The organism is Streptomyces sp. NPDC033136 (genome assembly GCF_055578235.1).
The window spans coordinates 21,380-45,461 of record NZ_JBVIPD010000031.1 but is presented as its reverse complement, the minus strand read 5'-3'; the positions used below and the strand labels follow the sequence as shown (position 1 = coordinate 45,461).

Sequence of the window (24,082 nt, the reverse complement as noted above, 5' to 3'; positions counted from 1 at the left end):
CCGCATCCCCCGTCGGAGCGACGGACCGACGCCGGGCAGCTCCCCCCGTGGCTGCTCGGCGTCGCCTTTTCTGTGTGCAGTGGTGAGACGAACCTGTGAGTGACGAGACGCCCATCTGTTCCGCGAAGGGCTGCCGTGTCGATGCGGTGTGGGTGCTGGCCTGGAACAACCCGAAGGTGCATACGCCTGAGCGGCGCAAGACATGGCTGGCCTGCGAGGAGCATCGCGAGCATCTGTCGCAGTTCCTCGGGGTGCGGGGGTTCTTGAAGGACGTCGTTCTGCTCCAGGAGTGGGAAGAGACCGACTAAGGGGTCCAGCCGCTCAGCCGCCGATCGCCGACATCGGGCGGTCCGGCTGGACGAACGTCGGGTCGTCCAGACCCGCTCCCGCCTTCTTGCCCCACATCGCCAGGCGCCAGATGCGGGCGATCTCCTCGTCGGGGGCGCCCGAGCGAAGCGCCGCGCGCAGGTCCGTCTCCTCCTGGGCGAACAGGCAGGTGCGGACCTGGCCGTCGGCCGTCAGGCGAGTGCGGTCGCAGGCCGCGCAGAAGGGCCGGGTGACCGAGGCGATCACACCCACCACGTGCGGGCCGCCGTCGACCAGCCAGCGCTCCGCCGGGGCCGAACCGCGCTTGTCCTCGCCCTCGGCGGTCAGCTCGAAACGCGTGCGCAGCGAGGCCAGGATGTCGCCGGCCGTGATCATGCCGTCGCGCTTCCAGCCGTGCTGGGCGTCCAGGGGCATCTGCTCGATGAAGCGCAGCTCGTAGTCGTGCTCCACGGCCCAGGCCAGGAGGTCGGGGGCCTCGTCGTCGTTGAGCCCCGGCATCAGGACCGAGTTGACCTTGACCGGGGTGAGACCGGCGTCACGGGCGGCGTACAGGCCCTCGAGGACGTCCTTGTGGCGGTCGCGGCGGGTGAGGGTCTTGAAGACGTCGGGCCGGAGCGTGTCCAGGGAGACGTTGACCCGGTCCAGGCCCGCCGCCTTCAGAGCCGCGGCCGTGCGCTTGAGGCCGATGCCGTTGGTGGTGAGCGACATCTGCGGGCGGGGGTCCAGGGCCGCGACGCGCTCGACGATGCCGGCCAGGCCGGGGCGCAGCAGGGGCTCGCCGCCGGTGAAGCGGACCTCCTCGATGCCGAGGGACGTGACCGCGATGTCGATCAGGCGGACGATCTCGTCGTCGTTCAGCAGGTCCGGCTTGGCCAGCCACTGCAGGCCCTCCTCGGGCATGCAGTACGTACAGCGCAGATTGCACCGGTCGGTCAGCGAGACCCTCAGGTCGGTGGCCACTCGGCCGTAGGTGTCGATGAGCACGTGGGCCCCCTCCCTCGACGCGGATCGTGCGTGCGGCACGGTTTCTCCGACTCCTGCGAGCCTACGCGACCGCACCGACATCACCACAGGCCTCGATCCCACGACGCACGACGCGGCCGCGCCGCAGGGACCTGGAGGTTCCTACGACACGGCCGCGTGGCAGGGGTCGTGCTCAGTGGGCGCCGGTGCCGGTCAGGGACCTGACCTCCAGCTCCGCGAACTTCTTGGCGTCCGGCTCCTCCTTGGACAGGACCGTGCCGAGCCAGCCCATGAGGAAGCCGAAGGGGATGGAGATGATGCCCGGGTTCTTCAGCGGGAACCAGGCGAAGTCGACCTCGGGGAACATCGCCTTGGGGTCGCCGGAGACGACCGGCGAGAACAGCACCAGGCCGACGGCGACGATCAGGCCGCCGTAGATCGACCACAGGGCGCCCTGGGTGGTGAACCGCTTCCAGAACAGGCTGTAGAGGATCGTCGGCAGGTTGGCGGAGGCCGCGACCGCGAAGGCGAGCGCGACCAGGCCGGCCACGTTCAGGTCGCGGGCGAGGGCGCCCAGGCCGATGGAGACGACGCCGATGAGCACGGTCGCCCAGCGGGCCGCACGCACTTCCTCCGCCCCGGAGGCCTCCCCCTTGCGGATGACGTTGGCGTAGATGTCGTGCGCGAAGGACGACGACGAGGCGAGGGTGAGTCCGGCGACCACGGCGAGGATCGTCGCGAAGGCCACCGCCGAGATCGTGGCGAGCAGGATCGCGCCCCAGGTCGAGTCGACGCCGCCGAGGTGCAGGGCGAGCAGTGGGGCCGCGGTGTTGCCGGACGGGTTGGACGCGATGATCTCTTCCTGCGAGATGAGCGCGGCGGCGCCGAAGCCGAGCGCGATCGTCATCAGGTAGAAGCCGCCGATGATGCCGATGGCCCAGTTGACGGACTTACGGGCGGCCTTGGCGTCGGGCACCGTGTAGAAGCGGATCAGGATGTGCGGCAGACCGGCGGTGCCGAGCACCAGGGCGATGCCCAGGGAGAGGAAGTCCAGCTTGGAGGTGCCGGTCGCGCCGAACTGGAGGCCGGGCTCCAGGAAGGCGGCGCCCTTGCCGCTGTTCGCGGCGGCCGTGCCGAGCAGGTCGGAGATGTTGAAGTTGAACTTCAGCAGCACCAGGAAGGTGATCAGGAGGGTGCCGCCGATGAGCAGCACGGCCTTGACCATCTGGACCCAGGTGGTGCCCTTCATGCCGCCGATGGAGACGTAGACGATCATCAGGAGGCCGACGAGGGCGACGATGAGGATCTTGCCGGCGTCGGAGGTGATGCCGAGCAGCAGCGAGACGAGGACGCCGGCGCCGGCCATCTGGGCGAGCAGGTAGAAGATCGACACGACGATGGTGGAGGTACCGGCGGCGGTGCGGACCGGGCGCTGGCGCATGCGGTAGGCGAGGACGTCGCCCATGGTGTAGCGGCCGGAGTTGCGCAGCGGCTCGGCCACCAGGAGCAGGGCGACCAGCCAGGCGACCAGGAAGCCGATGGAGTAAAGGAAGCCGTCGTAGCCGAAGAGGGCGATGGCGCCCGCGATGCCGAGGAACGAGGCGGCGGACATGTAGTCGCCGGAGACGGCGAGGCCGTTCTGGAAGGCGCTGAACTGGCGCCCGCCGGCGTAGAAGTCGGCGGCGTCCTTGGTCTGGCGGCCCGCCCAGACGGTGATGCCGAGGGTCGCGACGACGAACAGCGCGAACAGGGTGATGATCAGCGGGCGGTGCTCGCTGGCCTCGTTCGCGGCGAGGAAGGTCTGCTGTACGGGGCTCATGCGCCGTTCTCCATCCGGGACTTGATGGCCTCGGCCTTGGGGTCGAGCTTCGCGGCGGCGTGCCGCGAGTACCACCAGGCGATGAGGAACGTGGTAACGAACTGGGCGACGCCGAGGACGAAGGCGACGTTGATGTTGCCGAACAGCTTGGTGCCCATGAAGCCGCCCGCGTAGTTCGAGAGCAGGACGTACAGCAGGTACCAGGCGATGAAGCCGACGGTCAACGGGAAGGCGAAGGAGCGGTAGGAGCGGCGCAGTTCACCGAACTCCGCGCTCTCCTGCACCTCGGTGAACTCCTCGGGTGAGGGGAGTTTGTATTGCTCTTTCGAGGGGGGAGGTGTGTCGGTGGCCACGGAGTCTCCTCGCAATGACGGAAGCGGTCGGGAAGGGGGACGGGGGCGAGTGCCTCGCGCTCCTTGTTCAACGTCACGGCGGCACGGGAGAACCGGTTCAACCGCGCGGCGTTCTTTCCGAAGTCGTTTCGGCAAAACGTTGCTGGCCAGCGAGAGCCCGGGATAGCTTCACTCTGCACCACTCGTCATGTACCTGCCCGAGCACCACCTGTGCCTCGGGCCGGTTTCGTTCCGGAGGATGTGGAGACCCCATGTCTCACTCGCGTTCCAGACGTCGGCTCGCGCTCGCCGTACCCGTCGTGTTGTCGCTGACCGCCTCGCTGGGCTTCCTGCCCGCCGCCGCGTCGGCGGCCCCGCAGGCGGAGTCGGTCACCCGGGCGGCGGACGCGCCGAAGCTGGCGTACGTCGTCAACACCAAGGTCAACCGTCACACGATCGCGTCGGTGAAGAAGGCGATCGGGAAGGCCGGCGGCTCGGTCGTGGCCACGTACGGGCGGATCGGCGTGATCGTCGTCCACTCCTCGAACGCCGATTTCGCCACGACCATACGCAAGGCCCGCGGGGTCAAGTCGGCGGGTGCGACGCGGACGGCGCCCCTGACCGCCGCGGGGACGAAGCAGGAGGGCGCGGTCGAGTACCTGACGGCCGCCCAGGCGAAGCGCGCCGAGGCCGCGTCGGCGAAGACGCCCGAGAGCGAGCCCCTCGAAGCGGACCAGTGGGACCTGCGCGCGATCGGCGCCGACCAGGCCGCGAAGATCAACCCGGGCAGCCGCAAGGTGACCGTCGCCGTGATCGACACCGGCGTGGACGACACCCACCCGGACATCGCCCCGAACTTCTCCGCCGCCCAGTCGGCCAACTGCGCCGGCGGCAAGCCCGACACCAGCGAGGGCGCCTGGCGGCCGTACACCCCCGAGGACTACCACGGCACGCACGTCGCCGGTGAGATAGCCGCCGCCCGCAACGGAGTCGGGGTGGCGGGCGTGGCTCCGGGTGTGAAGGTGTCCAGCATCAACGTGACCGACCGGGCGAGCGGCCTCTTCTACCCGGAGAGCGTCGTGTGCGCGTTCGTGTTCGCCGCCGACCACGGCGTCGAGATCACGAACAACAGCTACTACGTCGACCCGTGGCTGTACAACTGCATGGACGACCCCGACCAGCGGGCCATCGTCGACGCGGTCAACAGGGCCCAGCTGTACGCCCAGAGGAAGGGCACGCTCAACGTCGCCGCCGCGGGCAACTCCAACCACGACCTGGACGCGGACGCGATCGTCGACGACTCCAGCCCGAACGACACCACGCCCGCCGAGCGCACGATCGACCCGCACGAGTGCCTCGACATCCCGACCCAGCTGCCGGGTGTCGTCACGGTGAGCTCCACGGGCGTCGACAACGTGAAGTCGTACTTCTCGACGTACGGCAAGGGCGTCGTCGACGTCGCCGCGCCGGGTGGTGACCGCCGCTACCAGATCCCGGACACGCCCTCGAAGGACGGCCGCATCCTGTCCACCATGCCGAACGGCGCGTGGGCGTTCCTGCAGGGCACCTCGATGGCCTCGCCGCACGCCTCCGGTGTCGCCGCGCTCCTGAAGTCCAAGCACCCCTGGGCCTCCCCGGCCCAGCTCCAGGCGATGCTGAAGGCACAGGCCGACCCGACCGCCTGCCCCACGTCCTACGACCAGGACGGCGACGGCACGCAGGACGCGGTCTGCGAGGGCGGCAAGCACAACAACGGCTTCTACGGCCACGGCATCGTCAACGCGCTGCGCGCGGTCAAGTGACCGGACTCGCGCCACTGAGACCTTCCGCAAAGTCAGCTCGTACCGTGAACGAACTGGAGACAGAATGACCGCGCCGTACGCGCGCTACCGCCGCGCCGTCGCCATTCCGGCCGGGATGGCCATGGCCACGGCCCTCGCGTTCCTGCCGAACACCGCCGCCACGGCCGCCGAGGACGCCCCCGCGGCGGTCTCGGCCGACGCGACCCCGCTGAGCTACGTCGTCAACGTCAAGCCGGGGCACCGCACTTCGGCGTACGTGAAGAAGGCCGTCACCAAGGCCGGCGGGACGATCGTGACGTCGTACGACCAGATCGGCGTCATCGTCGTCCACTCCTCGAACCCCGACTTCGCCAAGACCGTCCGCAAGGTGCGCGGGGTGCAGTCGGCCGGGGCCACCCGGACCGCGCCGCTGCCGTCGGCGGCGACGGGTGACCTGGGCGCGCCGAAGGTGCTGAGCGCGGCCGAGGTCGCCCGGGCCGAGGCACCGGCCGGGCAGGACCCGTTGCAGCCCCAGCAGTGGGACCTGCCCGCGATCAAGGCGGACAAGGCGCACGAGAAGTCGCTGGGCAGCGACAAGGTCACGGTCGCCGTGATCGACACCGGCGTCGACGACACCCACCCGGACATCGCGCCCAACTTCGACCGCGAGGCGTCGGTCAACTGCGTCTCGGGCAAGCCGGACACGTCCGACGGGGCCTGGCGGCCGAGCGCCGAGGAGAGCCCGCACGGCACGCATGTCGCCGGTGAGATAGCCGCCGCCAAGAACGGCGTCGGCATGACCGGTGTGGCGCCCGGGGTGAAGGTCTCCGGCATCAAGGTGTCCAACCCGGACGGCTTCTTCTACACGGAGGCCGTGGTCTGCGGTTTCGTGTGGGCGGCCGAGCACGGGGTCGACGTGACGAACAACAGCTATTACACGGACCCCTGGTACTTCAACTGCAAGAACGACCCGGACCAGAAGGCGCTCCTGGACGCCGTCACCCGGGCCTCGCGGTACGCGGAGAAGAAGGGCGCGGTCAACGTCGCGGCGGCCGGCAACGAGAACTACGACCTGGCCTCCGACGAGATCACCGACCCGTCGTCCCCGAACGACACCACGCCGGGCGACCGGGTCGTCGACCCCTCGAAGTGCCTCGACATCCCGACCCAGCTGCCGGGCGTCGTCACGGTCGCCTCGACGGGTGCGAAGGGCATCAAGTCGTCCTTCTCCAACTACGGGCTGGGCGTCGCGGACATAGCCGCCCCGGGCGGCGACTCGACCGCCTACCAGAAGCCGGACGCGCCGGCCACGAGCGGCCTCATCCTGGGCACGCTGCCGGGCGGCAAGTGGGGCTACATGGCCGGTACGTCGATGGCGTCCCCGCACGTCGCGGGCGTCGCCGCCCTCATCAAGTCGACGCACCCGTACGCCTCTCCGGCCCTGGTCAAGGCCCTCCTGTACGCGGAGGCCGACGCCACGCCGTGCACGGACCCGTACGACATCGACGCCGACGGCAAGATCGACGCGGTGTGCGAGGGCTCCAAGAACCGCAACGGCTTCTACGGCTGGGGCATCACGGACGCGCTGGACGCGGTGACCAAGTAGAGCTGATGTGAAGGCAGGCCGGGCCGGGCGGGGACACCTGCCCGGCCCGCTTCGTGTCCGCGGCAGGATCTCCCGCCATGGACGTGGACGTGTACGTGGACGTGGACGAGGATCCGGCGACGTGGAGTGGTGCGGCGGCCGGCGGATGCGCAGAAGGAGGTGCGGCTGTGGTGGTCAGCCGCGTCGAGGGCTGACGGACTCTTCTTCCGGACTTGCCCCGTCCTGTGGAGGCTGGTGAAGATTTCGGGGTGACCTTGACAAGATCCACCCCCGGGGCGGCCGATGCCTGCGGCCCTGTGCGGCGCGCCGGAGCCGGCCGGGCCGCCGCCGTCCTGGTGCTCGTGGCGCTGGCCGCGTCGATCCCGCTGCTCGGCCCGTCCACCGCGCTGCACGGCACCGGGGAGGCGGAGGCGCCCGGCGCCGGGGGCATAGCCCTGCTGCGCACGGTGCTGTTCGCGGCGCTGTGCATACCGGTCGGCGAGCTGTTCGTGAACCGGCTGGCGCGGTCCGTGCCGGGCTCGGAGACCGGCCCCTCGGGCATGCCGCGCAGTTGGTCGCCCTTCGCGGCCGCCGCCGGTTTCGCCGCTGCCCTCGGGCTCGCCTCGGTGGTGGCCACGGGCAATCTGGTGCCGGGCGGCCTGTCGGACGTCGACGTCGGCGGGCTCTACACCTCCCGGGACGGCAAGCTCGCCCTGCTGGAGGTCAACGCGTTCCTCGTGGCGGGACTGTGCGCCGTGTCGCGGCGCCCGGCCACGCAGGTGTGGCCGCTGGCCGCCGTGGTCGTCGCCGAGGCCCTGCGCGCCCACCCCACGACCGAGCACAGCCCGCTGACCGGCTCGGGGCTGACGCTGGTCCACCTCACCTGCGCGGCGCTGTGGGTGGGCGGTCTGCTGCACGCCCTGCGCATCCTCCGGCTGCGGCAGGGCACGGCGGGCGCGGCGCTGCTGGGCCGCTACGCGCGCGTGGCGGTCGTTCTGCTCGCCGCCATCACCGCGACGGGCGTGGGCAGTTCCCTGCGCCGGATGCCGCCGGGGACGATCCTCGAGCAGCTGACGGCGACCGCGTACGGACGCGCGCTGCTCGCCAAGGTGCTCCTCGTGGCCGCGGTCGCCGCCCTCGCGGGGTGGGCACGACGACGGCTGCGCCGGGCGGCCGACCCGCTGACGGCCTGCGCCCCGGCCCGGGCGGAGGTCGTCGCCCTGGGCCTGGTGGTCGCGGCGTCCGGCCTGCTGACTGCGCTTCCGGTGCCCATCCGCTGGTGACGCGCGGCGGTCTCAGAAAGCGCGCATCTCGCCGTAGGTGGCGGCCGGTGCCCTCCGCGCGTCGAGGGCCCCGAGCGCGCCGCCGGCCAGCAGGGCCTGCGCGGCGATGTAGGTGAGCATGATCCAGAAGTCGGGCCGGGGCAGCTGCGGCCAGTCGGCGACGCCGGTCGCGATGAGCGTGTCGGAGAGCAGGAAAAGCGCCCCTCCGAGTCCGGCGAACAGGCCGAGCCGGGTGGCGGACCGGTAGGCCATGGCCGTCAGCAGGAGGCTGTACCCGGCGACGGGGACGCGCAGGTCGGCGGGCAGGTCAGGCAAGAGCAGCGCGATGGTCGCGACCAGGGCGGCGGCGTAGCCGAGGGCCAGGACGAGCGCACGCGCGCGTGGGACCGCGTTCCGGCTGCCGTACGCCGTGAACAGGACGAGGTAGCAGACGTGTCCCGCCGCGAAGGAGGCCATGCCGGCGAGGAAGGCGGGTTCGGCGTCGGACAGGAGCAGGACGTCCCCGCCCCACCCGAACAGCAGAGCTGCCAGGAGCGTCCCGGGCGCCCGGCGCAGTGCGGCCCAGCCGGCCAGGAGCGGCATCAGCAGGGGCTTGGCCACGGTGTGCCCCGCGTCGAAGCCGGCCGCGAGACAGACCAGGTCGACGGCCGCGACGAGGCCGAAGGCGGCCAGGACAAGGCGCGTGGGATTCACGCCGACGGGCCCTTCCCGGCCTGCGCGGCCTCGCCCACCGAGACGGCCTCACCCGCCGACGCGCCCCCACCGGCCGACGCACTCCCACCGGTCCGCGTGCTCTCACCGGCCGGCGACGGTGCCGGTGCGGTGACCCGTGCCGGGCCCCAGCCCGGCCCCCGGAACACCCGTCCCGCACGCTCTCCCCAACTGCGCGCCGCCTTCAGGTCCTTCGCGATGGCCACGTACTCGTGCGTCGCCACCTTCAGCAGGTTGTACGTGTCGATGTTCTTGGTCAGCCCGTACCGGGGCCGCTCGGTCTCGGCGACGAACGATCCGAACAGCCGGTCCCAGACGATGAGGATGCCGCCGAAGTTGCGGTCGAGATAGCCGCCCTGGGAGGCGTGGTGCACGCGGTGGTGTGAGGGCGTGTTGAAGACGGACTCGAACCAGCGGGGCATCCTGTCGATGCGCTCGGTGTGGATCCAGAACTGGTAGACGAGGTTCGCCGAGGAGCAGAACGCGAGCGCGGCGGGGTGCACACCGGCGAGGATGAGGGGGACGTAGAACGGCCACACGGTCAGGGACGTCCAGGGCTGGCGCAGCGCGGTGGTGAGGTTGAACTTCCGGCTGGAGTGGTGGACGACGTGGCAGGCCCACAGGATGCGGATGACGTGGTGGCCGCGGTGCGACCAGTAGTAGAAGAAGTCCTGCCCGAGCAGCATCAGCGGAACCGTCCACCACAGCACGGGGACGCGCAGGGGGGTGAGTTCGTAAAGGGCCGTGTAGAGGGCCAGGATCGGGATCTTCCAGAGGAAGTCGAAGGCCAGGCTGCCGAGCCCCATGCCGACACTCGTGGCGGCGTCCTTCGCCTCGTAGCCCGCCGCGTCCTCGTCGGGGTGGAGACGGCAGCTCACCATCTCGACCACGGTGAGCAGCACGAAAGCGGGGATCGACCACAGCACGACATCGGGCAGGTTCGGCATGCAAGCACCGTAGGACCGCCGCCCGGCCCCGCCTAGACGTTGTTACCGACAAGTATTACCGACGGTACGCGCTTGCTTCTTGGCGATCTCCGCCAATCCGGCCCCCGGCCGAGACGGGCATCGGCGGAGGCCGACGGAAGCCGACCGGCACCGACGGACGAGATGCCACCAGGGATCCGATCAGACGTACGCCCCGCGAACGGACAGACCGGACAACACGCCTGAGGGAGCATCGGGCGGGCCCCGCCGGCGCACCTGACGGACAGTGGTGTCAGTCGTGGCCCGTATCCTCAGGAACCATGCTGGAAGACCTGACGACCGCAGTGTTCTCTGCCACGGCGTGGCCGACCGCGTATCCCCAGGGATACGCGGTCGTTGACGTGGAGACCACGGGCCTGGCCCGGGACGACCGCATCATCTCCGCGGCCGTCTACCGGCTGGACGCGCGCGGCGAGGTCGAGGACCACTGGTACACGACGGTCAACCCCGAGCGCGACCCCGGCCCGGTGTGGATCCACGGACTGACGAGCGAGGCGCTCGAGGGCGCGCCCCTCTTCCCGGACATCGCCGAGGAGTTCGCGGCCCGGCTGACGGGGCGTGTGCTCGTCGCGCACAACGCCGTCTTCGACTGGCAGATGATCGCCCGGGAGTACGCGCGCGCGAAGCGCGAGGCGCCGGTGCGGCAGCGGCTGTGCACCATCGCGCTCTCCAAGGAGCTCGGGCTCCCGCTGCCCAACCACAAGCTGGAGTCCCTCGCCGCGCACTTCGGCGTCGTCCAGCAGCGGGCACACCACGCGCTGGACGACGCGCGCGTACTGGCGGAGGCGTTCCGGCCCAGCCTCCGGGCCGCGGCGGCGAACAACGTACGGCTGCCGCTGCACGAGTGCCGGCCGCTGACCGAGTGGACGGACCGCCCGGCCACGCCCCGGATCGGGCAGCAGGCGGGCTACGGCGGCTACCGCCCGGGCGGTTGGCGCCCTGCCCGGAAGCGCCCCGCCTGCCCCTACCCCAACCCCGGGCGCTACGCGGCGGGCGGACGGCTCAAGCAGGGGATGCGGGTCGCCTTCTCCGGTGACACCTCGACCGAGCGGGAGCTGCTGGAGGACCGCGCGACGGACGCCGGGCTGCACGTGGCCTCCAGTCTGTCCCGGCTCACCAGCCTGCTCGTCACGAACGACCCGGACTCAGGCACGTCCAAGGTGGTCAAGGCCCGCCAGTTCGGCACGCCGATCGTGGACGAGGCGGCCTTCGGGCAACTCCTCGCGGACGTGGAGCCGGCGTCCGGGGGATGACCGGACGCGCGGCGGAGGCCGACCGTACGGACGGGTGATTGCCGGGCGACTCGCCCGGCGGCCGCTCGCCCGGCCCGGGGCGGGCGGCCCACCCTGTGGCGCATGGCGACCTGTGAGGTTTGTGGCAATCAGTACGGAATGACCTTCGAGGTGCACGCGCAGGGGGCGGTACTCCTGTTTGACTGAGATGACTACTCGGATCTAAGGTATCGGCACGGTCAAATTTCACACATCAGCACAGTTCAGAGGAGGGGGAACCGCGTGCTGACCAAGCCTGTCGGGGGGTACTGTCGCATCTCGGATGCGGACCTTGCAGACATACGTAGAGCTGTGAAGGCGGGGCTACTGACGCCCGAGGGAGCCGCCGAGGAAGAGCGCAAGGGCGTCCTACGCCAGCGCGAGGACATCGAGACCCTGGCCGCTGGCGCACCGGTCAAGTGGTACGAGGACAACAACCTGAGCGCCTTCAAGCGCAACGTCCGTCGCCCCGACTTCGAGCAGATGGTCAAGGATCTAAAGAATGGCCGCATCAGCGGCATCCTGGCCTACGACATCGACCGCGTGTACCGGCAGCCGCGGGACCTTGAGCGGGTCATCGACATCTACGAGACCACGAAGGAACCTCTGGTCTTCAAGACACTGTCGGGGCAGAACTTCGACCTCACCAGTTCGGACGGCCGCTTCTCGGCCCGCCTCTTCGTGAACATCGCCAACAAGTCTTCCGAAGACACCAGACGTCGAGTCATCCGGGCGAACGTCGCCAAGGCCAAGAAGGGGAAGTCTCACGCGACGGGACGCGTCTACGGCTGGATGGACGACGACCCGAGCAAGCTGAACCCCGAGACTTCGAAAATCAGGAAGCAGGCCGTAGAAAAGTACCTCAAGGGGGACAAGGTAGCCACGATCATGAAGTGGCTCGCTGATGACGAGAAGGGTCCAGGGGTGATCAACCCCGCCACTGGTAAGCACTTCACCTGGGGCGGTACCAAAGCCATGATCCTTGCCCCTCGAAACTGGGGCATTCGCACCTACAACGAAGAGATCATCTACGACGATGAGAACGAGATCGTCATGGGTGATTGGGACCCGATCTTCGCCAGCCTTGACACCTGGTACCTGGTTCAGGCCAAGAAAGAAGCGACCGCGCGGCAGGAGGTTGGCACTGCCAACGTTCAATACTTCTTGACTGCCATCGCACGTTGCGGCCGATGCGGGGCGGGTCTGAAAGGCCACCCGAAGTGGGCGAAGGGTAAGCGCACCCAGACGTTCAACTACAACTGCAACAAGCAGCGCCCGGAGCACTGCGGGGCACTCAGCATTGACGGTCCACAGCTGGACGAGCTAGTCCAGGATCTCGTCTGGCTCCAGGTGCTCAGAGCCAGCAAGAAGAAGCAGGTCCCCGCGGATTCGGAACCGTGGGCACGTGAGGCCGAGCTGAAGGACGTGGAAGAGCAGATCGCGGAACTTCAGGCCCTCTGGGAAGCCAAGAAGGTTCGCGCCGCCTCGTACGTCACGACGCTCGATGACCTCAACGCCCGCAAGAACGAGCTGCTGGTGGACAGGGCAGACCACACGATCCCAGCTGGCACTCGTGCCATCACGGAGGAGCTGTTGTCGAACGGCTGGGGGAACCTGTCGATCGAGCGTCAGCGGATCATCGCCAGAAAAGTGCTCAGGGCGGTGGTCATCCACCCAGCCCAAAGCCGAGGCGGCCGGTTCAACGCTGCACGAGCAGAGCCGGTGTTCTACACCGCCTGACAACGAAACAAAAGGACCCCTCCCGTGTGAGAGGGGTCCTTTTGCTATGAGGCGGAGCTGTGCGCACTTCCCACCTTGTCCACGATGCCCACCTTTCCCTCTGCGCGGGCGCAGTGCGCGCCGCAGTACCAGTGCCCCTCGGCCTCGACTCCCTGGCCGATGATCTGGACCCGGCAGTGCTCGCAGATGGGTGCCATACGGTGGATCGCGCAGGCGAACGAATCGAATACGTGACGGGAACCGTCCTGGGTCTCCACGGTGAAGGCCAGGTCGTAGTCATTGCCACACACTTCGCAACGTGTCATACGCGGCATAGTCAAGGGAAGGGAGGACGCTGGCAAGCTGACGGCGCTCTGCCGGCCGGAGGTTTTACCTGGTCGGCGTAGCGACTCGTCCTCTCTGCACTTCTGTCACTTCAGCTCCATCAGTTCCAGGATCTCGTCTGCCTGCTCCTCGGTCAGGACCGGTGCTTCAGACAGCCATTTCTCAAGCCACTCTTCACGCGTCAAAGAATCCTCGAAGAAATTTTGTCTGTCGGGTCGATCAGACAGTGCCGTACGCCTTCCTGCTTTCGCCGGACCCGGGGTGCAGCGTCATGCCTTTTCCTCTTGTGCCTTGTTCTCACTCGCAATCACGCTCGGCCTGCCCGTTTGACTCGCCAGGACCCAATGGCGGTACTCGTTCCACACCGGGACGTCGCTAACCTTCAGCCATTCGGCCACCTCTTCCAGTGGCAGCGGCCGGTTGCTCCCTCGACGGTCAAAGCGCCGCGTCGTGATCGCGGGCGACTCGGACTCGGTGAGGGAGGTGTACGAGGCTGCCAGCACGAGGCAATGGGCAGGAGGTATCGAAGATCGGCACATCAGGTGGAGTTCCTCGGGAAGGAGCCCCCAGAGCGACAGAGCGGGATCAGCAACACCAGAGAGTCCACGCCAACTCGACACGGGTATCACTGTTTTCAGCGAACGGCGCTGCCGATTTCAGGGAAGCCGCAGACAGGGGCCGCTCATTACCTCCTCGCGTATTGCGGCACTACCGGCTGCGTCCGCAACGGCTCCACCGCCAAGCACAGCCGCTGCGAACACCCCCAATGGTCGTCACGATCGCCGGTTTGGCTAACCGGCGATCGTGGTCTATGTTGTGCGCCCGCGCAGCGAAGTTCACGGACCGTTTCTTTGCGCGAGTGGCAGGGTGAGGAGCGGGGCAGTGTCCGCCCACAAGACCCGCTCCACCGCGCACGGCCGCGACGAGATCCGCCGTCTCAAGGCGGCCACCGTCCCCGGCCTGCCCTTCCCCCCACGCCGACCAGGTCCTGCAGATCGCGCGCCGCCGCCGCGTCCTGGCCACCGGCAAGCTCACCTTCGAACGGGTCTACGCCCTCACCGACCTGACCATGCACCAAGTCACCGCTGCCCAGCTCGGCGAACACATCCGCGAGCACTGGGGCGTGGAAGCCCTGCACCACCTGCGCGACGTGACCCTGCGCGAAGACGCCTCGAAGATCCGCACCGGCAACGCACCCAGCGCCATGGCCAGCCTGCGCAACACCGTCCTCGCGCTCGCCGACCTCGCCGGCTGGCGCAACCACGCCGCCGCAGTCGATCACTACCGGTCACATCCCGACCACGCACTCGACCTGATCAAGCCCGCATCGTGAGAAAGCTCGCGCCCTGGGTAAGCCGCGCCTCAGAAATGAGTTGCCCCGCCGACATCTACAGCGTGCCCAGCTGCAGGCGAGAGACCCAGGCCCGGCGGCTGGAGGTCGGCATGAGTCATTCTGGACTTCAGTAGCCAGCTCTGGCCGCCAGCTCCGAGGCGATTCGAGCACAGCGCCCGGCGTATGCCTGAAGGTGGCGCTCCTGGAACCCCACCGCGTCCCAGTCCTCCACCTGCACTTCTCCGCCCGGCCAGACATACGCCCAAGCAGCAGACCTGCAAGTCACATCGATGCGCTGCAGGTGGTACCGATCATCTTCGAAGGCATCGAGGATTCGCCACTCTCGTTCATTCATCCCCGTCAACAACAGGCCGCGGGTTTCTACTCCGGGAGCGGAGACGAGACCCGGGTATACGCGGCCTTCGAGGGCTGCTGCGCGCCAACCCAGCGTAGTGGTGGGCTGGCGCTCGGGGGCGCGCCCGATGAGGCCCGCGAGCACCGACTCGAACTGGAGAGTTCCGTAGACGAACAGTGCCGTCGGCCGGTCAGCAAGTCGGTTCGGCAGATGAGCTTGTAATCCCTCCGAGCGGTCCGCCGCGTTCGGTTTCGCCATGGATGCCTCCGTTGGTTCGTGCTGGGGCTGGGTCGAGCAGCAGAGAGTCCAGGATGGCGGCAGTAGGGGCAGGGTCCGTGGTGTGCCAGAGTTTCGGCCGGCGGCAAGTTCTCTGCGTGGTCGTCCACGAACACGCACTCCGGGCCGGTCAACCCCAAGGCGTCGAGGGCTCGCTCGTAGATGGCTGGGGACGGCTTCCGCACTCCCTCCAGCTCCGAGAGGATCACCACGTCGAAGAAGTCGGTCCACATGCCCTTGTCGGCATCCGGGTTGTAAGGCTCGATCCCAAAGCTGTTGCTGAGCATGGCGACCTTGATGCCGGCTGCGAGGGCACGCCTCGCCACGGCGACGATCTGCGGCTCGGGATGGAGGTTGGCGAGCGCTCGTTGCATCAAGTTGGTGGGGTCGCCGCCGAGGATGCCGCCGATGACACGGTTCCAGTCCTTCTGCGTCGCCTTCCCCACCTCCAGCGCTGCGTAGATCGCAATGCCTTCGGGGTCCTCGTTGAGGGCCGCGAAGTATTCGCCGGGCTTCAGGCCCTCTGACCTCTCGAACGCCTGCCCGTTCAGCCTCATGCAGGTGGTGAGTACGCCGCCGAAATCCAGAATCAGGCCGCGGCGCTGAATTGGCAAAGCAGCTTCCTTTATACGTACAGGCGTGAGCAGCTGGTAGCGGGCCGGTCGTTGGCTACATGATTCCCTTCCATCGCCACGGCGGCGCCCCGGCCCGGCCGCGCAAGCAGTCAATGCGGTATTGCGCCTCGCGCCGCCACTCCGGGCGGCTGGCGGCGTGCTGCGCGGCGTACGTCGCCATACGCAACTCGCGTGCGTCGGCGAGGAGTTCATACCCTTCCCACTCCGTGACGTCAACGCCGTAGGTCTCGCAGAACACGGCGTACTCCTCGGCAGACACCGCGCCGGTCGTGGTGAGCTTCACGGCGGTCGACACGAGATCCCACTCCGGCGGGCCAAACGAAGCGCGCTCGAAGTCCATCAACAACGGGCCGGCCTCCGTGCGCGCCACGTTGCCGACCCATGCATCCCCGTGGACTACACACTCGGGAAGGCCCTTCGGCCTCGAAGCCCATTGCTGCTTGAGATCTTCAAGCCGGCCGTTCAGCCACTGCCGGTCATCGTCAGAAATCGTGCTCGCTGCGTCGATGCGCTCAACCAGCCGGACGAACGGGTCCAGCTCGCCCAGTGGCAGGTCTGGTTTCGGCAGGGCGTGCAGTTGCTTGAGGAGCACGACGACGTCGGTGACGGTCCCGATTTCGTGTGGTGGCAGCTCTTGCCAGAACGTCACCGGGTGTCCGCTGGCTGCTACCGGCTGCCGCAGGTCAAGGGCGCGTACGGCGGGCACGCCCTGGGCGGCCAGCCAGCGGGCGACCTGCACCTCGCGCGTTGCGGCGGCGGACTGGCCGGGCCGAGCGATGCGCACCACCATCCCCCCGGGCAGACGCCATATGGCGTTCTCGGCGATCCGTATCGGTTGGGCGTTGGTCGCGTCGAGGCCGGCGGCGAGGCACGCCTCCTCAAGTACGGCTTGGGTGGGCGTGGGCGAAGTGGTCACGCCTGCACCGTAGCCGCGATGCGTTCGCGCAGGTCGCTGGCCTCGGGGAGCTTCCGGTGAGTGCCTGCGAACCGGGCGAGTTCCCTAAGGTCATCGGCGGCCCGGCAGGAGGTCAGCTTGCCGACGTCGTCCAGCGCTCGGTGGCCGAGCACGACCGCGTGCCGCGGATCGTCGCCCTTGGCCATGACCAGGGAAGCGAGTTTTGTCTCGGAGATGGCGCGCGAGCGGGCGAAGGCGTTGCCGTGGCCTTTCACCGCGATTTCGAAGCGGCGGGCCGCCTGCCCGGGGTCCTGGTCCGCGTGGACCGCGAGATCGAACAGCGCGTGGGCGGTGTCGCCGTGGTGCTGGGCGTAGTCGTAGTAGGCCATCCACGGCGGATCCTGTGCCGGGTCGGACTGTTCGAACGCGGCGTCGGCTTCTCCGACCGCGCGCAGGGTGTTGGCTACGTCGCGCATCTTGCCGAAGGCGCGGGCGCGTGCGGTGTGCAGCATGGCACGCTCGGTCGCGGTGAGTCGGTCGGAGCGCACCAGACCCTTCTCTGCGTGGGTTAGGCCAGCATCCGGATCTCCGACCCAGATTTCCTGCCGGGCCATGAACGAGTACGTCTTGGCGCGCAGGTGCCACTCCCCGGCTTCTTCCGCGCACTCAGCGGCTAGCCGGAAGCTGACTCGGGCATCGTCGTGGGCGTACGCGTCGAACTGCGAGGCGCCGACGACGATCCCTAACCGGGCTACAGAGGCTAGGAGTTCAGGCCGCAGGGGCTCGGGGCAGGGCACCGGCAGCAGGGAGGCGCCCCACATGATGGCACCGCGGGCGAGTTCTCGCACCGCGCCGCCGCCTCCGTACTCGTTGTCCTGGCGATGGATAACGTCGGCCAGCGACTTCAGCTGCCCGATCTCGCGCGGGCGGATCTGAGTCGGGATCTCCCGGGGGGCGGCTGGGGTCACGAGGTGGACGAGGTCTATGGGGGCGATGGCGGCAAGGCCGCTAGTGGCGAGGAAGGCGCGACGGTCCACAGAGGCAGGGCTCCCGCTTGGAGGTGTTGTACTACCTCTGCCCAGGATGCGGCCTTCATGGATCTGAACCGACGCCTCCGCCCTGCCAGGGGGTGCACTTTCCGTTTCGGGGCGGGGTTTTTCCGTTTGCCCGAACACCATCCCCCACGCCCGGGTGAGGACTCCATCCGTCTGCAGGACCTCGTCCAAGCGCTCAGCCAAGTCCTTCGAGCAGGTAGCAGTCCCCTTCTCGATCTTCTCAATGAGTGAACCGCTGACCTGCACTTTCACACCCAACTCGGCGTGCGTGAGAGGGCCGCGCTTCTTGCGCCAGGTCCGCAGTTCATGGCCGAACCAGTCACGCGGAGACGCGTCCGGAGTCAACTGCTTCTCGGGTCTTGGCATGGGCTGTTCCTCGCTCGCGAAACGGAAGATCGAGGTTTCCGAATCAAGATCTGCACGCAGTTCTGTCGGCCTGGCTCAATGGTTGCTCACGGCCGCCACCCCAGTACACACCGCATCCGGCGCCGGTTGAAGAGATTTCGTCGAACGAGGGACTCCCCGTGAAGGCATACCTGATGGAGGCTCAACAGCCCGTTGCGGAAGGCACGAGCGCTGCGGTCCGGACGCGTTCCGGAGCATGCGAAATCGACGTCGCTCTGACAGCCTCTGCCGTCTCGGGCGTGCGTGAGCTCGTCAGCGCGTGCCTACGTCTGTGGGGCCTGACCGAACTCGACTGGCGGGTCACTCTCACTGCGTCCGAACTATTGGCTAACGCCTTCCAGCACGCCCGCAAGGCGGATGAGTCCTCGGTTCCAGTGAAGGTCGTCCTCACCCGCACCCCCGACGGGGTCTTCCTGTGCGTCAGTGACCCGCACCCCCTGCTCCCAGCTCCCGTCTCGGCTGGCGACAACGACGAAGGCGGTCGCGGCCTGATGCTGATCAAGAAACTCAGCGACAGATACGGCTGCTCGTCCACTGCACACGGCAAAGACGTTTGGGCCACGATCCTGCACTCCGCGTAGTCGCTTTCCCTGCTTCTCACGAGACCCGAAAGGACCACCACAATGTGCCGGCACTCGCCGCCGTTCCCCAGGGCCGACACGAAGGCCGACGGCGGTTCATCGCCAGCGACGCTGAGTTCGGAAAACTCGAATGCGGCTTCGGGTTGGGACCCGGCCCTCACGCGGAACCTCTCTTGGGAGGGAGACGTTAGCGAGGACGCTCGTACTTCCTGGTCTACCTTCCGCATTCCCGCGGGCAGGGCGTGATGTATGCCCGCAGGGACTCCAGCGTCGAGGAGTTACGGCAAGCCTGTCTCCGGGCGTTCCGCTGCGTCGCGCCAGTGGTCGACGAGCGGGGCCGTCTCGTGGGCGAGGGAGGCTTCCTGGAAGAAGCCGACGCGGGCGGGCGCTTCGTTGGTGTCGGCGCGGGCGAGGTCTCGCTCTGGGCGGCTGATGGCCGCGAGGGTGCCGGCTCGGTCACCCTCGGCCGCAAGTGTGCGGGCGTGGACGATCGCCAGCAGCGTCTTCTCACGATGGCTGGCCTGGCCGTAGCGGTCGCGGGACATCGAGGCGTCGGCCAGGGCGAGCGCCCTGCGTGGGTGCCCGAGGTACACGGCCTGCGCGGTGCTCCAGTGTTGGCAGGTGGGGGCCGGCCAGTCCTATGCCGACCACCACGGCGCCGGTGCCCCTGGGCAGGAACTCAACTGGTTCGAGCACAAGGGCTTCGTCGCCCTTGTGCTCCCCGAGGCCGGACAGGGGCTGGCATGAGGTCCCGTGCCGTAGGCGTCAGGCGTGTTCGTGTCCTACGGGGCTGCGATGCAGCGGAATCCGGTGTCGTTGTCCTTCATCGACGCGGCGGCGGCGTTGAGCAGGAAAGGCGCTGCCCGCTCGAACGGGGAAGTGAACGCCGATCCCTTCAAGTGGTACCGCCCGTTGCCGGGCTCCTCCTCCGTCGAGCACCATTCCCAAACGTTGCTGCACATGTCGAAGACGCCGAATGGGCTGGCACCGGACTGGTAACGGGACACAGGCGTCGTCGCGTCAATGCCAGCCTCAGCCGTGTTCGCTTTCGCCGCCGTCGGTTCGTTGCCCCAGGGGTAGACGCGCCCCCGCGGTCCGCGAGCCGCCTTCTCCCACTGGCGCCCTGTGGGCAGGGATTTGCCAGCCCAGCGAGCGTATGCAGTCGCATCATGCCAGGTCACCCACACCACTGGATGCGTGGCCAGTGCGACGGGGCAGTGACCCTCGGGCCAGTGCTGGGGCGGCCGATACTTCGTGGACTGTACGAATTTCGCGTAGTCCTCGTTGGTCGTCGGATAGACGTCGATGAGGAACGGCTCCAGCCACACCGAGCGGTTGTCGGGGCCGGAGAGGTAGATGCCCTCTTCGACGAGGGTCATGACCTTGCCGTCGATGGGATGTCGGCGGGTGCTCGGGTCCCTTCGCAGCAGTTCCTCGGCGCGCTCGTCGTGCTCAACAGCGGCACGTTCGGTCATAAGCGCGGCGAACCGCTGCTGGACTTCGGGCAGGGCCTGAGCGAGGACCGTATCCAGGGCGGCCTGGTTGTCGAGTTCGAGTTCGATGGTCTCCCCCCGGCGCTTCCACCGGGGGATCTGGCGAGGGTTTACGCCGACCAGTTCGGCGAACTCCTTCTGCTTCTTACGCATGGCCGTGCGCAGCAACTCGGCTTCACGGCCGGTCCACCTTGTCACCCCCGTCATGGTCTTGCCCTACAGGTTCTCGCCGGGGATCGCCAGGTACGCCTTCTGGAGTTGCCTCAAGACGGGGTGATCCACAGGGAACTGGGTGTCGTCGATCGCGGCCAGAGGACGGACTCCGATCGAGGTGTTCGTAGCGAAGGCCGCGGCCATGCCCTTCGCCTGGGCCAGCGTGACGGTGGCAGTGCGGTGTTCCGCCTGCTGCTGGAGCAGGGCCATGGTGACACCGGGCAGTACAGGAGCGTCGGGCCACACCACGGTGCCCTCCTGGTCGACGAAGGCCACGTTCCAGGTGCCGCCCTCGGAGACGAAGCCGTCGCGGCCGACGAACAGGGCGTCGTCGAAGGCCGCTCGCTGGGCCGCGCCGCGGGTGTGCAGGGCTCCGAAGAGGCCGATGTGCTTCACCTGGGGGAGGTCACGCTCGTACACCAGGCTCTGGGCTCGCAGCGGCGCGGGAGGCAGGGCGCCGGCACCGCGTACGGACACCAGAACGTGCGGCTCGTTGGCGTCGGCCGGATGCCCCATCTCGACCTTCGGGTCGTAGATCGTGACGCGCACGACGCACGGACGGGTTTGTCCCTCCAGGGCCTGGCGGACGTATTCGCGCACGCGGTCGGTGTTCAAGGGTGCGTTCCATACGATCTTGCAGTCCCGTGCGAGGCGTTCCATGTGCAGCGTCAGGCCGCGGATGCTGCCGTCGGTGTCGACGCGCATGGACGTGAAGTGGCCGACGTTCGTGAGTGCCAGGGGCAGCAGGTCGTCTACGGACGCGGGCTTTCCATCAAGAGTCACCATGTCGCCCAGCATGTCAGCACCCTTCATTGCGGCGGCACCCCGAACGGCATTACTGACGAGTCAACGTCATCTGTAAGTCATTCCCAAGTCTTTGCGGCGAGGTGTTCGCTGGTCACCACGCAATCACGTCGAGTGATCGAGGTGGTGATCAGTGTCGCGCGGGGCAACGACGCTGCATGCTGCGCTCCCCTGCACCGCCACCCACTTGGGAGGACCCCGATGACCCCTGCCTTAGGCGTCGCACCGGTCGCGGCCAAGGCCAGCTGGCCCGATGTGAAGAGGAGTTGTGTCATGCGTCTTCCGCTGGCTTCCCGTCGGGACGCGTGCCAGCGCGCGGCCCCGAGCAGACAGGACATGGGTGGCGCCGGGCCGACCCCGCAGCGCGATTGGGCGGTCGCCGCGGCGGAGACTGTCGCGCTCGTGCTGGACGAGGCATCGCCGCTGCCGGAGAGCGCCGGCGACGTAGAGGAACTCGCGCAGCGTCTTCGCGGCCATATCAGCCAGCTTGGGGTCATGGCACCGCCGAGGACGTCCGCGCTGCGCAGCGCGCATCAGCTCGCTTCGGAGGGCGTCCCCGACGGCTACATGCCCAGCAGGGTGCATCTAGTCAAGCTGGCCGAGGCAACCCAGGCGCTTGTCGCGACCGTGCAAGCTCACGGTGTTGTGCCCGTGAAGCCGACCCGACGAAGGCGTTGGTGGAAGCCGCAGATCAACGTGCTGCGCGGAGCGGTCTTCGCTGTTGCCCTGGCCTGCTTGGTCTGGGCCGCGTCGGTGCCGCGGACATGACGGCGACCGGAGCCGTCGTCATCGGACTGATCCTCGTGCCGATGGCCTGGCTTGTTCTTCGCGGCGATCGCGTATCCGGTCTTGGTGTGGCCGGCAAGGAGCCCTCGCCGTCGCAGATCGCCTATTCCCCGCCCCGGTGACACCGATGCGTGCCTCTCATCCCTACCGTTCCCGGCCGCTGCTGCGGTCCCAGAGCAAGCCCCGGAGCCGCGGGGCCTACGGAGATTCACACGATGAAGCGCCTTCCGCGTATCGAGCAGTACGGCCTGATCGGCGACATGCAGACCAGCGCCCACGTCTGCGACGACGGTTCGATCGACTGGCTGTGCCTGCCCCGCTTCGACTCGCCGGCCGTCTTCGCTGGGCTGCTCGGCACGCAGAAACACGGCACCTGGCAGATCGCACCGGCCTGTTCCGCAGGCCGGTCCGGCTCCGGAAAGATCGCTGAGCGCCGGTACCGCGATGACTCTCTCGTTCTCGAATCGGTGTGGCGCCCCCCGACTGGCTCGGTCCGCGTCCTGGACTTCATGCCGCCGCGCGACGGGGCTCCGCAGGTGATCCGGATCGTCGAGGGCCTGACCGGCGAGGTGGAGATGGTCTCGGCCATGCGTCCGCGGCCGGGATACGGCAGTGTCAGTCCGTGGATCCACGAGGTCGGTGGACGCATGGTCGCGGAGGCCGGCGCGGACGCTCTGTGGCTCGACACCTGCGTCCAGCAGGTGGAGAAGGACGGCGTCGTCGTCAGCGCCTTCGCCCTCGGCGCCGGGCAGAGCGTGGCGTTCGTGCTCAGCTGGTGCCCGTCCCACGCAGCCGCGCCTGACGTTCCCGACCCGGAGGCCGCGCTCGCCGGGACGCTCGCCTTCTGGCAGGACTGGACGCAGGAAGGCACCTACGACGGGCCCTACCGCGAGGCCGTGGTCCGGTCCTCGATCGTACTGAAGGCCATGACCTATGGGCCGAGCGGCGGGATCGTCGCGGCGCCGACCACGTCGCTGCCCGAGGAGATCGGCGGCCGGCGGAACTGGGACTACCGCTTCACCTGGCTGCGCGATGCCTCCACCACCTTGGCCGCGCTGCTGGGGACCGGGTACCGGCAGGAGGCACAGGCATGGCGGCGATGGCTGTTGCGCGCCGTGGCCGGCGACCCGGAGAACCTGCAGATCATGTACGGGATCACCGGGGAGCGTGACCTGCGGGAAAGGGAGCTGCCCTGGCTTCCTGGGTACGAAGGCTCCTTGCCGGTGCGGGTCGGGAACGGGGCTGCGGACCAGCTCCAGCTCGACGTGTACGGCGAGGTGATCGACACTTTGTACCTCGCGCACCAGAGCGGTGTCGCCCACTGCGCCGACACCGCGATCCTGCACCAGCGGCTCGTCGAGCATCTGGCGCAGCGTTGGCAGGAGCCTGACGAGGGAATCTGGGAGATCCGCGGGGCGCGCCGGCATTTCGTCCACTCCAAGGTGATGGCCTGGGTGGCGGTCGACCGCACCATCCGCCTGGCCCAGGCTGGCGCGCTCGACATCGACGTGGCCCCCCTGGTCGAGCTGCGGGCGACGATCCACCACGAGGTCTGCGCCAAGGGCTTCGACCCGGTGCGCAACACCTTCACCCAGTCCTACGGCTCGCAGGAACTGGATGCCGCCACGCTGCTGATCCCCCGCACCGGCTTCCTGCCGCCCGATGACCCTCGTGTCATCGGCACCGTGGACGCGGTACGTCGTGAACTGTCCACGGCGGACGGACTCGTGTACCGGTACCCGACCCGCGGTAAGCGCACCGGAGTGGACGGTCTGGCGGGCGATGAAGGCACCTTCCTCCTGTGCAACTTCTGGCTCGTCGATGGTCTCGCCCTGACCGGCCGCCTCGACGAGGCCCACGCGCTGTTCGAGCACCTCCTCGCTCTGCGCAACGGCCTCGGGCTGCTGGCGGAGGAGTACGACCCCGTCCAGCAGCGCCAGCTCGGCAACTTCCCGCAGGCATTCAGCCACATGGGCCTGATCCAGAGCGCCCTGCTCCTTCAGCAGATGGCGACGCAGTCCTCCCCCCACCAAGGCACGGTCGCGGTTCCAGCGCCCCGCTCGACCTCCCGCGGCACGCGCCAGACCAGCGCAGACCTGACGCCGCAGCACGCTTAGCCACCCCATCCC

Annotated in this window: 24 protein-coding genes and 1 pseudogene; 12 read left to right on the top strand and 13 right to left on the bottom strand. The window is 68.4% G+C overall.

Going from position 1 to position 24,082, the window contains the following annotated elements; all coding sequences use genetic code 11:
* The first annotated feature begins 95 nt into the window (after positions 1-95).
* A complete protein-coding gene (locus ACZ5TL_RS35985; RefSeq protein ID WP_468594997.1) occupies positions 96-308 on the top strand; it encodes a hypothetical protein in 213 nt (70 codons plus the stop codon).
* Positions 309-321: 13 nt separating this feature from the next.
* Here the strand turns inward: ACZ5TL_RS35985 and moaA are convergent, their stop codons facing one another.
* The 3 genes from moaA to ACZ5TL_RS35970 form a co-directional block, all read right to left on the bottom strand.
* On the bottom strand, positions 322-1,311 hold the full coding sequence (gene moaA / locus ACZ5TL_RS35980) for a GTP 3',8-cyclase MoaA (RefSeq protein ID WP_468594996.1): 990 nt from the start codon (positions 1,309-1,311) through the stop codon (positions 322-324).
* A 172-nt stretch (positions 1,312-1,483) separates the two neighbouring features.
* Entirely contained in the window at positions 1,484-3,109 is a 1,626-nt protein-coding gene (locus ACZ5TL_RS35975) for a solute symporter family protein (RefSeq protein ID WP_468594995.1), read from the bottom strand.
* On the bottom strand, positions 3,106-3,462 hold the full coding sequence (locus ACZ5TL_RS35970) for a DUF485 domain-containing protein (protein ID WP_468594994.1): 357 nt from the start codon (positions 3,460-3,462) through the stop codon (positions 3,106-3,108). The genes ACZ5TL_RS35975 and ACZ5TL_RS35970 overlap by 4 nt, the downstream gene beginning before the upstream one ends.
* Before the next feature lie 251 nt (positions 3,463-3,713).
* Between ACZ5TL_RS35970 and ACZ5TL_RS35965 the strand changes: the two genes are divergently transcribed.
* The 3 genes from ACZ5TL_RS35965 to ACZ5TL_RS35955 all read left to right on the top strand — a co-directional run bounded on the left by ACZ5TL_RS35965 (position 3,714) and on the right by ACZ5TL_RS35955 (position 8,090).
* Positions 3,714-5,243 carry a S8 family peptidase gene (locus ACZ5TL_RS35965; RefSeq protein ID WP_468594993.1) on the top strand — a complete coding sequence of 510 codons (1,530 nt, stop codon included), beginning with the start codon at positions 3,714-3,716 and terminating at the stop codon, positions 5,241-5,243.
* A 64-nt stretch (positions 5,244-5,307) separates the two neighbouring features.
* The gene (locus ACZ5TL_RS35960; RefSeq protein ID WP_468594992.1) at positions 5,308-6,828 is read left to right on the top strand and encodes a S8 family peptidase; all 1,521 of its coding nucleotides are present in this window, start codon (positions 5,308-5,310) and stop codon (positions 6,826-6,828) included.
* 248 nt (positions 6,829-7,076) lie between these two features.
* Positions 7,077-8,090, top strand: a complete 1,014-nt coding sequence (locus ACZ5TL_RS35955) for a CopD family protein (RefSeq protein ID WP_468594991.1) — start codon at positions 7,077-7,079, stop codon at positions 8,088-8,090.
* A gap of 12 nt (positions 8,091-8,102) precedes the next feature.
* Here ACZ5TL_RS35955 and ACZ5TL_RS35950 read toward each other — a convergent pair whose 3' ends face one another.
* Together ACZ5TL_RS35950 and ACZ5TL_RS35945 are read right to left on the bottom strand one after the other, a co-directional pair.
* Complete coding sequence (locus ACZ5TL_RS35950; RefSeq protein ID WP_468594990.1) at positions 8,103-8,783, bottom strand: lysoplasmalogenase; 681 nt, start codon at positions 8,781-8,783, stop codon at positions 8,103-8,105.
* A complete protein-coding gene (locus tag ACZ5TL_RS35945) occupies positions 8,780-9,748 on the bottom strand; it encodes a sterol desaturase family protein (RefSeq protein WP_468594989.1) in 969 nt (322 codons plus the stop codon). Before ACZ5TL_RS35945 ends, ACZ5TL_RS35950 begins: the two co-directional genes overlap by 4 nt.
* A gap of 299 nt (positions 9,749-10,047) precedes the next feature.
* On the opposite strand from ACZ5TL_RS35945, the gene ACZ5TL_RS35940 reads away from it, so the two are divergent.
* Together ACZ5TL_RS35940 and ACZ5TL_RS35935 are read left to right on the top strand one after the other, a co-directional pair.
* Positions 10,048-11,040 carry a DEDDh family exonuclease gene (locus ACZ5TL_RS35940; protein ID WP_468594988.1) on the top strand — a complete coding sequence of 331 codons (993 nt, stop codon included), beginning with the start codon at positions 10,048-10,050 and terminating at the stop codon, positions 11,038-11,040.
* Between the two features lie 261 nt (positions 11,041-11,301).
* Entirely contained in the window at positions 11,302-12,798 is a 1,497-nt protein-coding gene (locus tag ACZ5TL_RS35935; protein ID WP_468594987.1) for a recombinase family protein, read from the top strand.
* Positions 12,799-12,842: 44 nt separating this feature from the next.
* Here the strand turns inward: ACZ5TL_RS35935 and ACZ5TL_RS35930 are convergent, their stop codons facing one another.
* Positions 12,843-13,103, bottom strand: coding sequence for a hypothetical protein (locus tag ACZ5TL_RS35930; protein ID WP_280887777.1), 261 nt, complete (start codon positions 13,101-13,103; stop codon positions 12,843-12,845).
* 1,088 nt (positions 13,104-14,191) lie between these two features.
* Here ACZ5TL_RS35930 and ACZ5TL_RS35925 point away from each other — a divergent pair.
* The gene (locus ACZ5TL_RS35925; RefSeq protein WP_468594986.1) at positions 14,192-14,455 is read left to right on the top strand and encodes a hypothetical protein; all 264 of its coding nucleotides are present in this window, start codon (positions 14,192-14,194) and stop codon (positions 14,453-14,455) included.
* Between the two features lie 127 nt (positions 14,456-14,582).
* Here the strand turns inward: ACZ5TL_RS35925 and ACZ5TL_RS35920 are convergent, their stop codons facing one another.
* Genes ACZ5TL_RS35920 through ACZ5TL_RS35905 form a run of 4 tightly spaced genes read right to left on the bottom strand, consistent with a single transcriptional unit; the run spans position 14,583 to position 18,037 of the window.
* A complete protein-coding gene (locus tag ACZ5TL_RS35920; protein WP_468594985.1) occupies positions 14,583-14,954 on the bottom strand; it encodes a gamma-glutamylcyclotransferase family protein in 372 nt (123 codons plus the stop codon).
* Complete coding sequence (locus ACZ5TL_RS35915) at positions 14,837-15,700, bottom strand: HAD-IA family hydrolase (RefSeq protein ID WP_468594984.1); 864 nt, start codon at positions 15,698-15,700, stop codon at positions 14,837-14,839. The genes ACZ5TL_RS35920 and ACZ5TL_RS35915 overlap by 118 nt, the downstream gene beginning before the upstream one ends.
* A 55-nt stretch (positions 15,701-15,755) precedes the next feature.
* A complete protein-coding gene (locus ACZ5TL_RS35910; RefSeq protein ID WP_468594983.1) occupies positions 15,756-16,637 on the bottom strand; it encodes an aminoglycoside phosphotransferase family protein in 882 nt (293 codons plus the stop codon).
* A complete protein-coding gene (locus ACZ5TL_RS35905; RefSeq protein WP_468594982.1) occupies positions 16,634-18,037 on the bottom strand; it encodes a helix-turn-helix domain-containing protein in 1,404 nt (467 codons plus the stop codon). The genes ACZ5TL_RS35910 and ACZ5TL_RS35905 overlap by 4 nt, the downstream gene beginning before the upstream one ends.
* A 158-nt stretch (positions 18,038-18,195) precedes the next feature.
* On the opposite strand from ACZ5TL_RS35905, the gene ACZ5TL_RS35900 reads away from it, so the two are divergent.
* Positions 18,196-18,657 (top strand): ATP-binding protein, encoded by a 462-nt coding sequence (locus ACZ5TL_RS35900; RefSeq protein WP_468594981.1) that lies wholly within the window; start codon positions 18,196-18,198, stop codon positions 18,655-18,657.
* 335 nt (positions 18,658-18,992) lie between these two features.
* Here the strand turns inward: ACZ5TL_RS35900 and ACZ5TL_RS35895 are convergent.
* Positions 18,993-19,256, bottom strand: a pseudogene (locus ACZ5TL_RS35895) (Tat pathway signal protein); the annotation flags it as partial.
* A gap of 4 nt (positions 19,257-19,260) precedes the next feature.
* Here ACZ5TL_RS35895 and ACZ5TL_RS35890 point away from each other — a divergent pair.
* Complete coding sequence (locus tag ACZ5TL_RS35890; protein WP_468594980.1) at positions 19,261-19,404, top strand: hypothetical protein; 144 nt, start codon at positions 19,261-19,263, stop codon at positions 19,402-19,404.
* A 35-nt stretch (positions 19,405-19,439) separates the two neighbouring features.
* Here the strand turns inward: ACZ5TL_RS35890 and ACZ5TL_RS35885 are convergent, their stop codons facing one another.
* Entirely contained in the window at positions 19,440-20,357 is a 918-nt protein-coding gene (locus tag ACZ5TL_RS35885; protein WP_468594979.1) for a formylglycine-generating enzyme family protein, read from the bottom strand.
* A gap of 9 nt (positions 20,358-20,366) precedes the next feature.
* Positions 20,367-21,149 (bottom strand): aminotransferase class IV family protein, encoded by a 783-nt coding sequence (locus ACZ5TL_RS35880; protein ID WP_468594978.1) that lies wholly within the window; start codon positions 21,147-21,149, stop codon positions 20,367-20,369.
* Positions 21,150-21,440: 291 nt separating this feature from the next.
* Between ACZ5TL_RS35880 and ACZ5TL_RS35875 the strand changes: the two genes are divergently transcribed.
* From ACZ5TL_RS35875 to ACZ5TL_RS35865, 3 genes are all read left to right on the top strand, one after another.
* Entirely contained in the window at positions 21,441-21,935 is a 495-nt protein-coding gene (locus ACZ5TL_RS35875) for a DUF6415 family natural product biosynthesis protein (RefSeq protein WP_468594977.1), read from the top strand.
* Positions 21,932-22,075 carry a hypothetical protein gene (locus ACZ5TL_RS35870; protein ID WP_468594976.1) on the top strand — a complete coding sequence of 48 codons (144 nt, stop codon included), beginning with the start codon at positions 21,932-21,934 and terminating at the stop codon, positions 22,073-22,075. The genes ACZ5TL_RS35875 and ACZ5TL_RS35870 overlap by 4 nt, the downstream gene beginning before the upstream one ends.
* 93 nt (positions 22,076-22,168) lie before the next feature.
* On the top strand, positions 22,169-24,070 hold the full coding sequence (locus ACZ5TL_RS35865) for a glycoside hydrolase family 15 protein (RefSeq protein WP_468594975.1): 1,902 nt from the start codon (positions 22,169-22,171) through the stop codon (positions 24,068-24,070).
* Positions 24,071-24,082 lie beyond the last annotated feature (12 nt).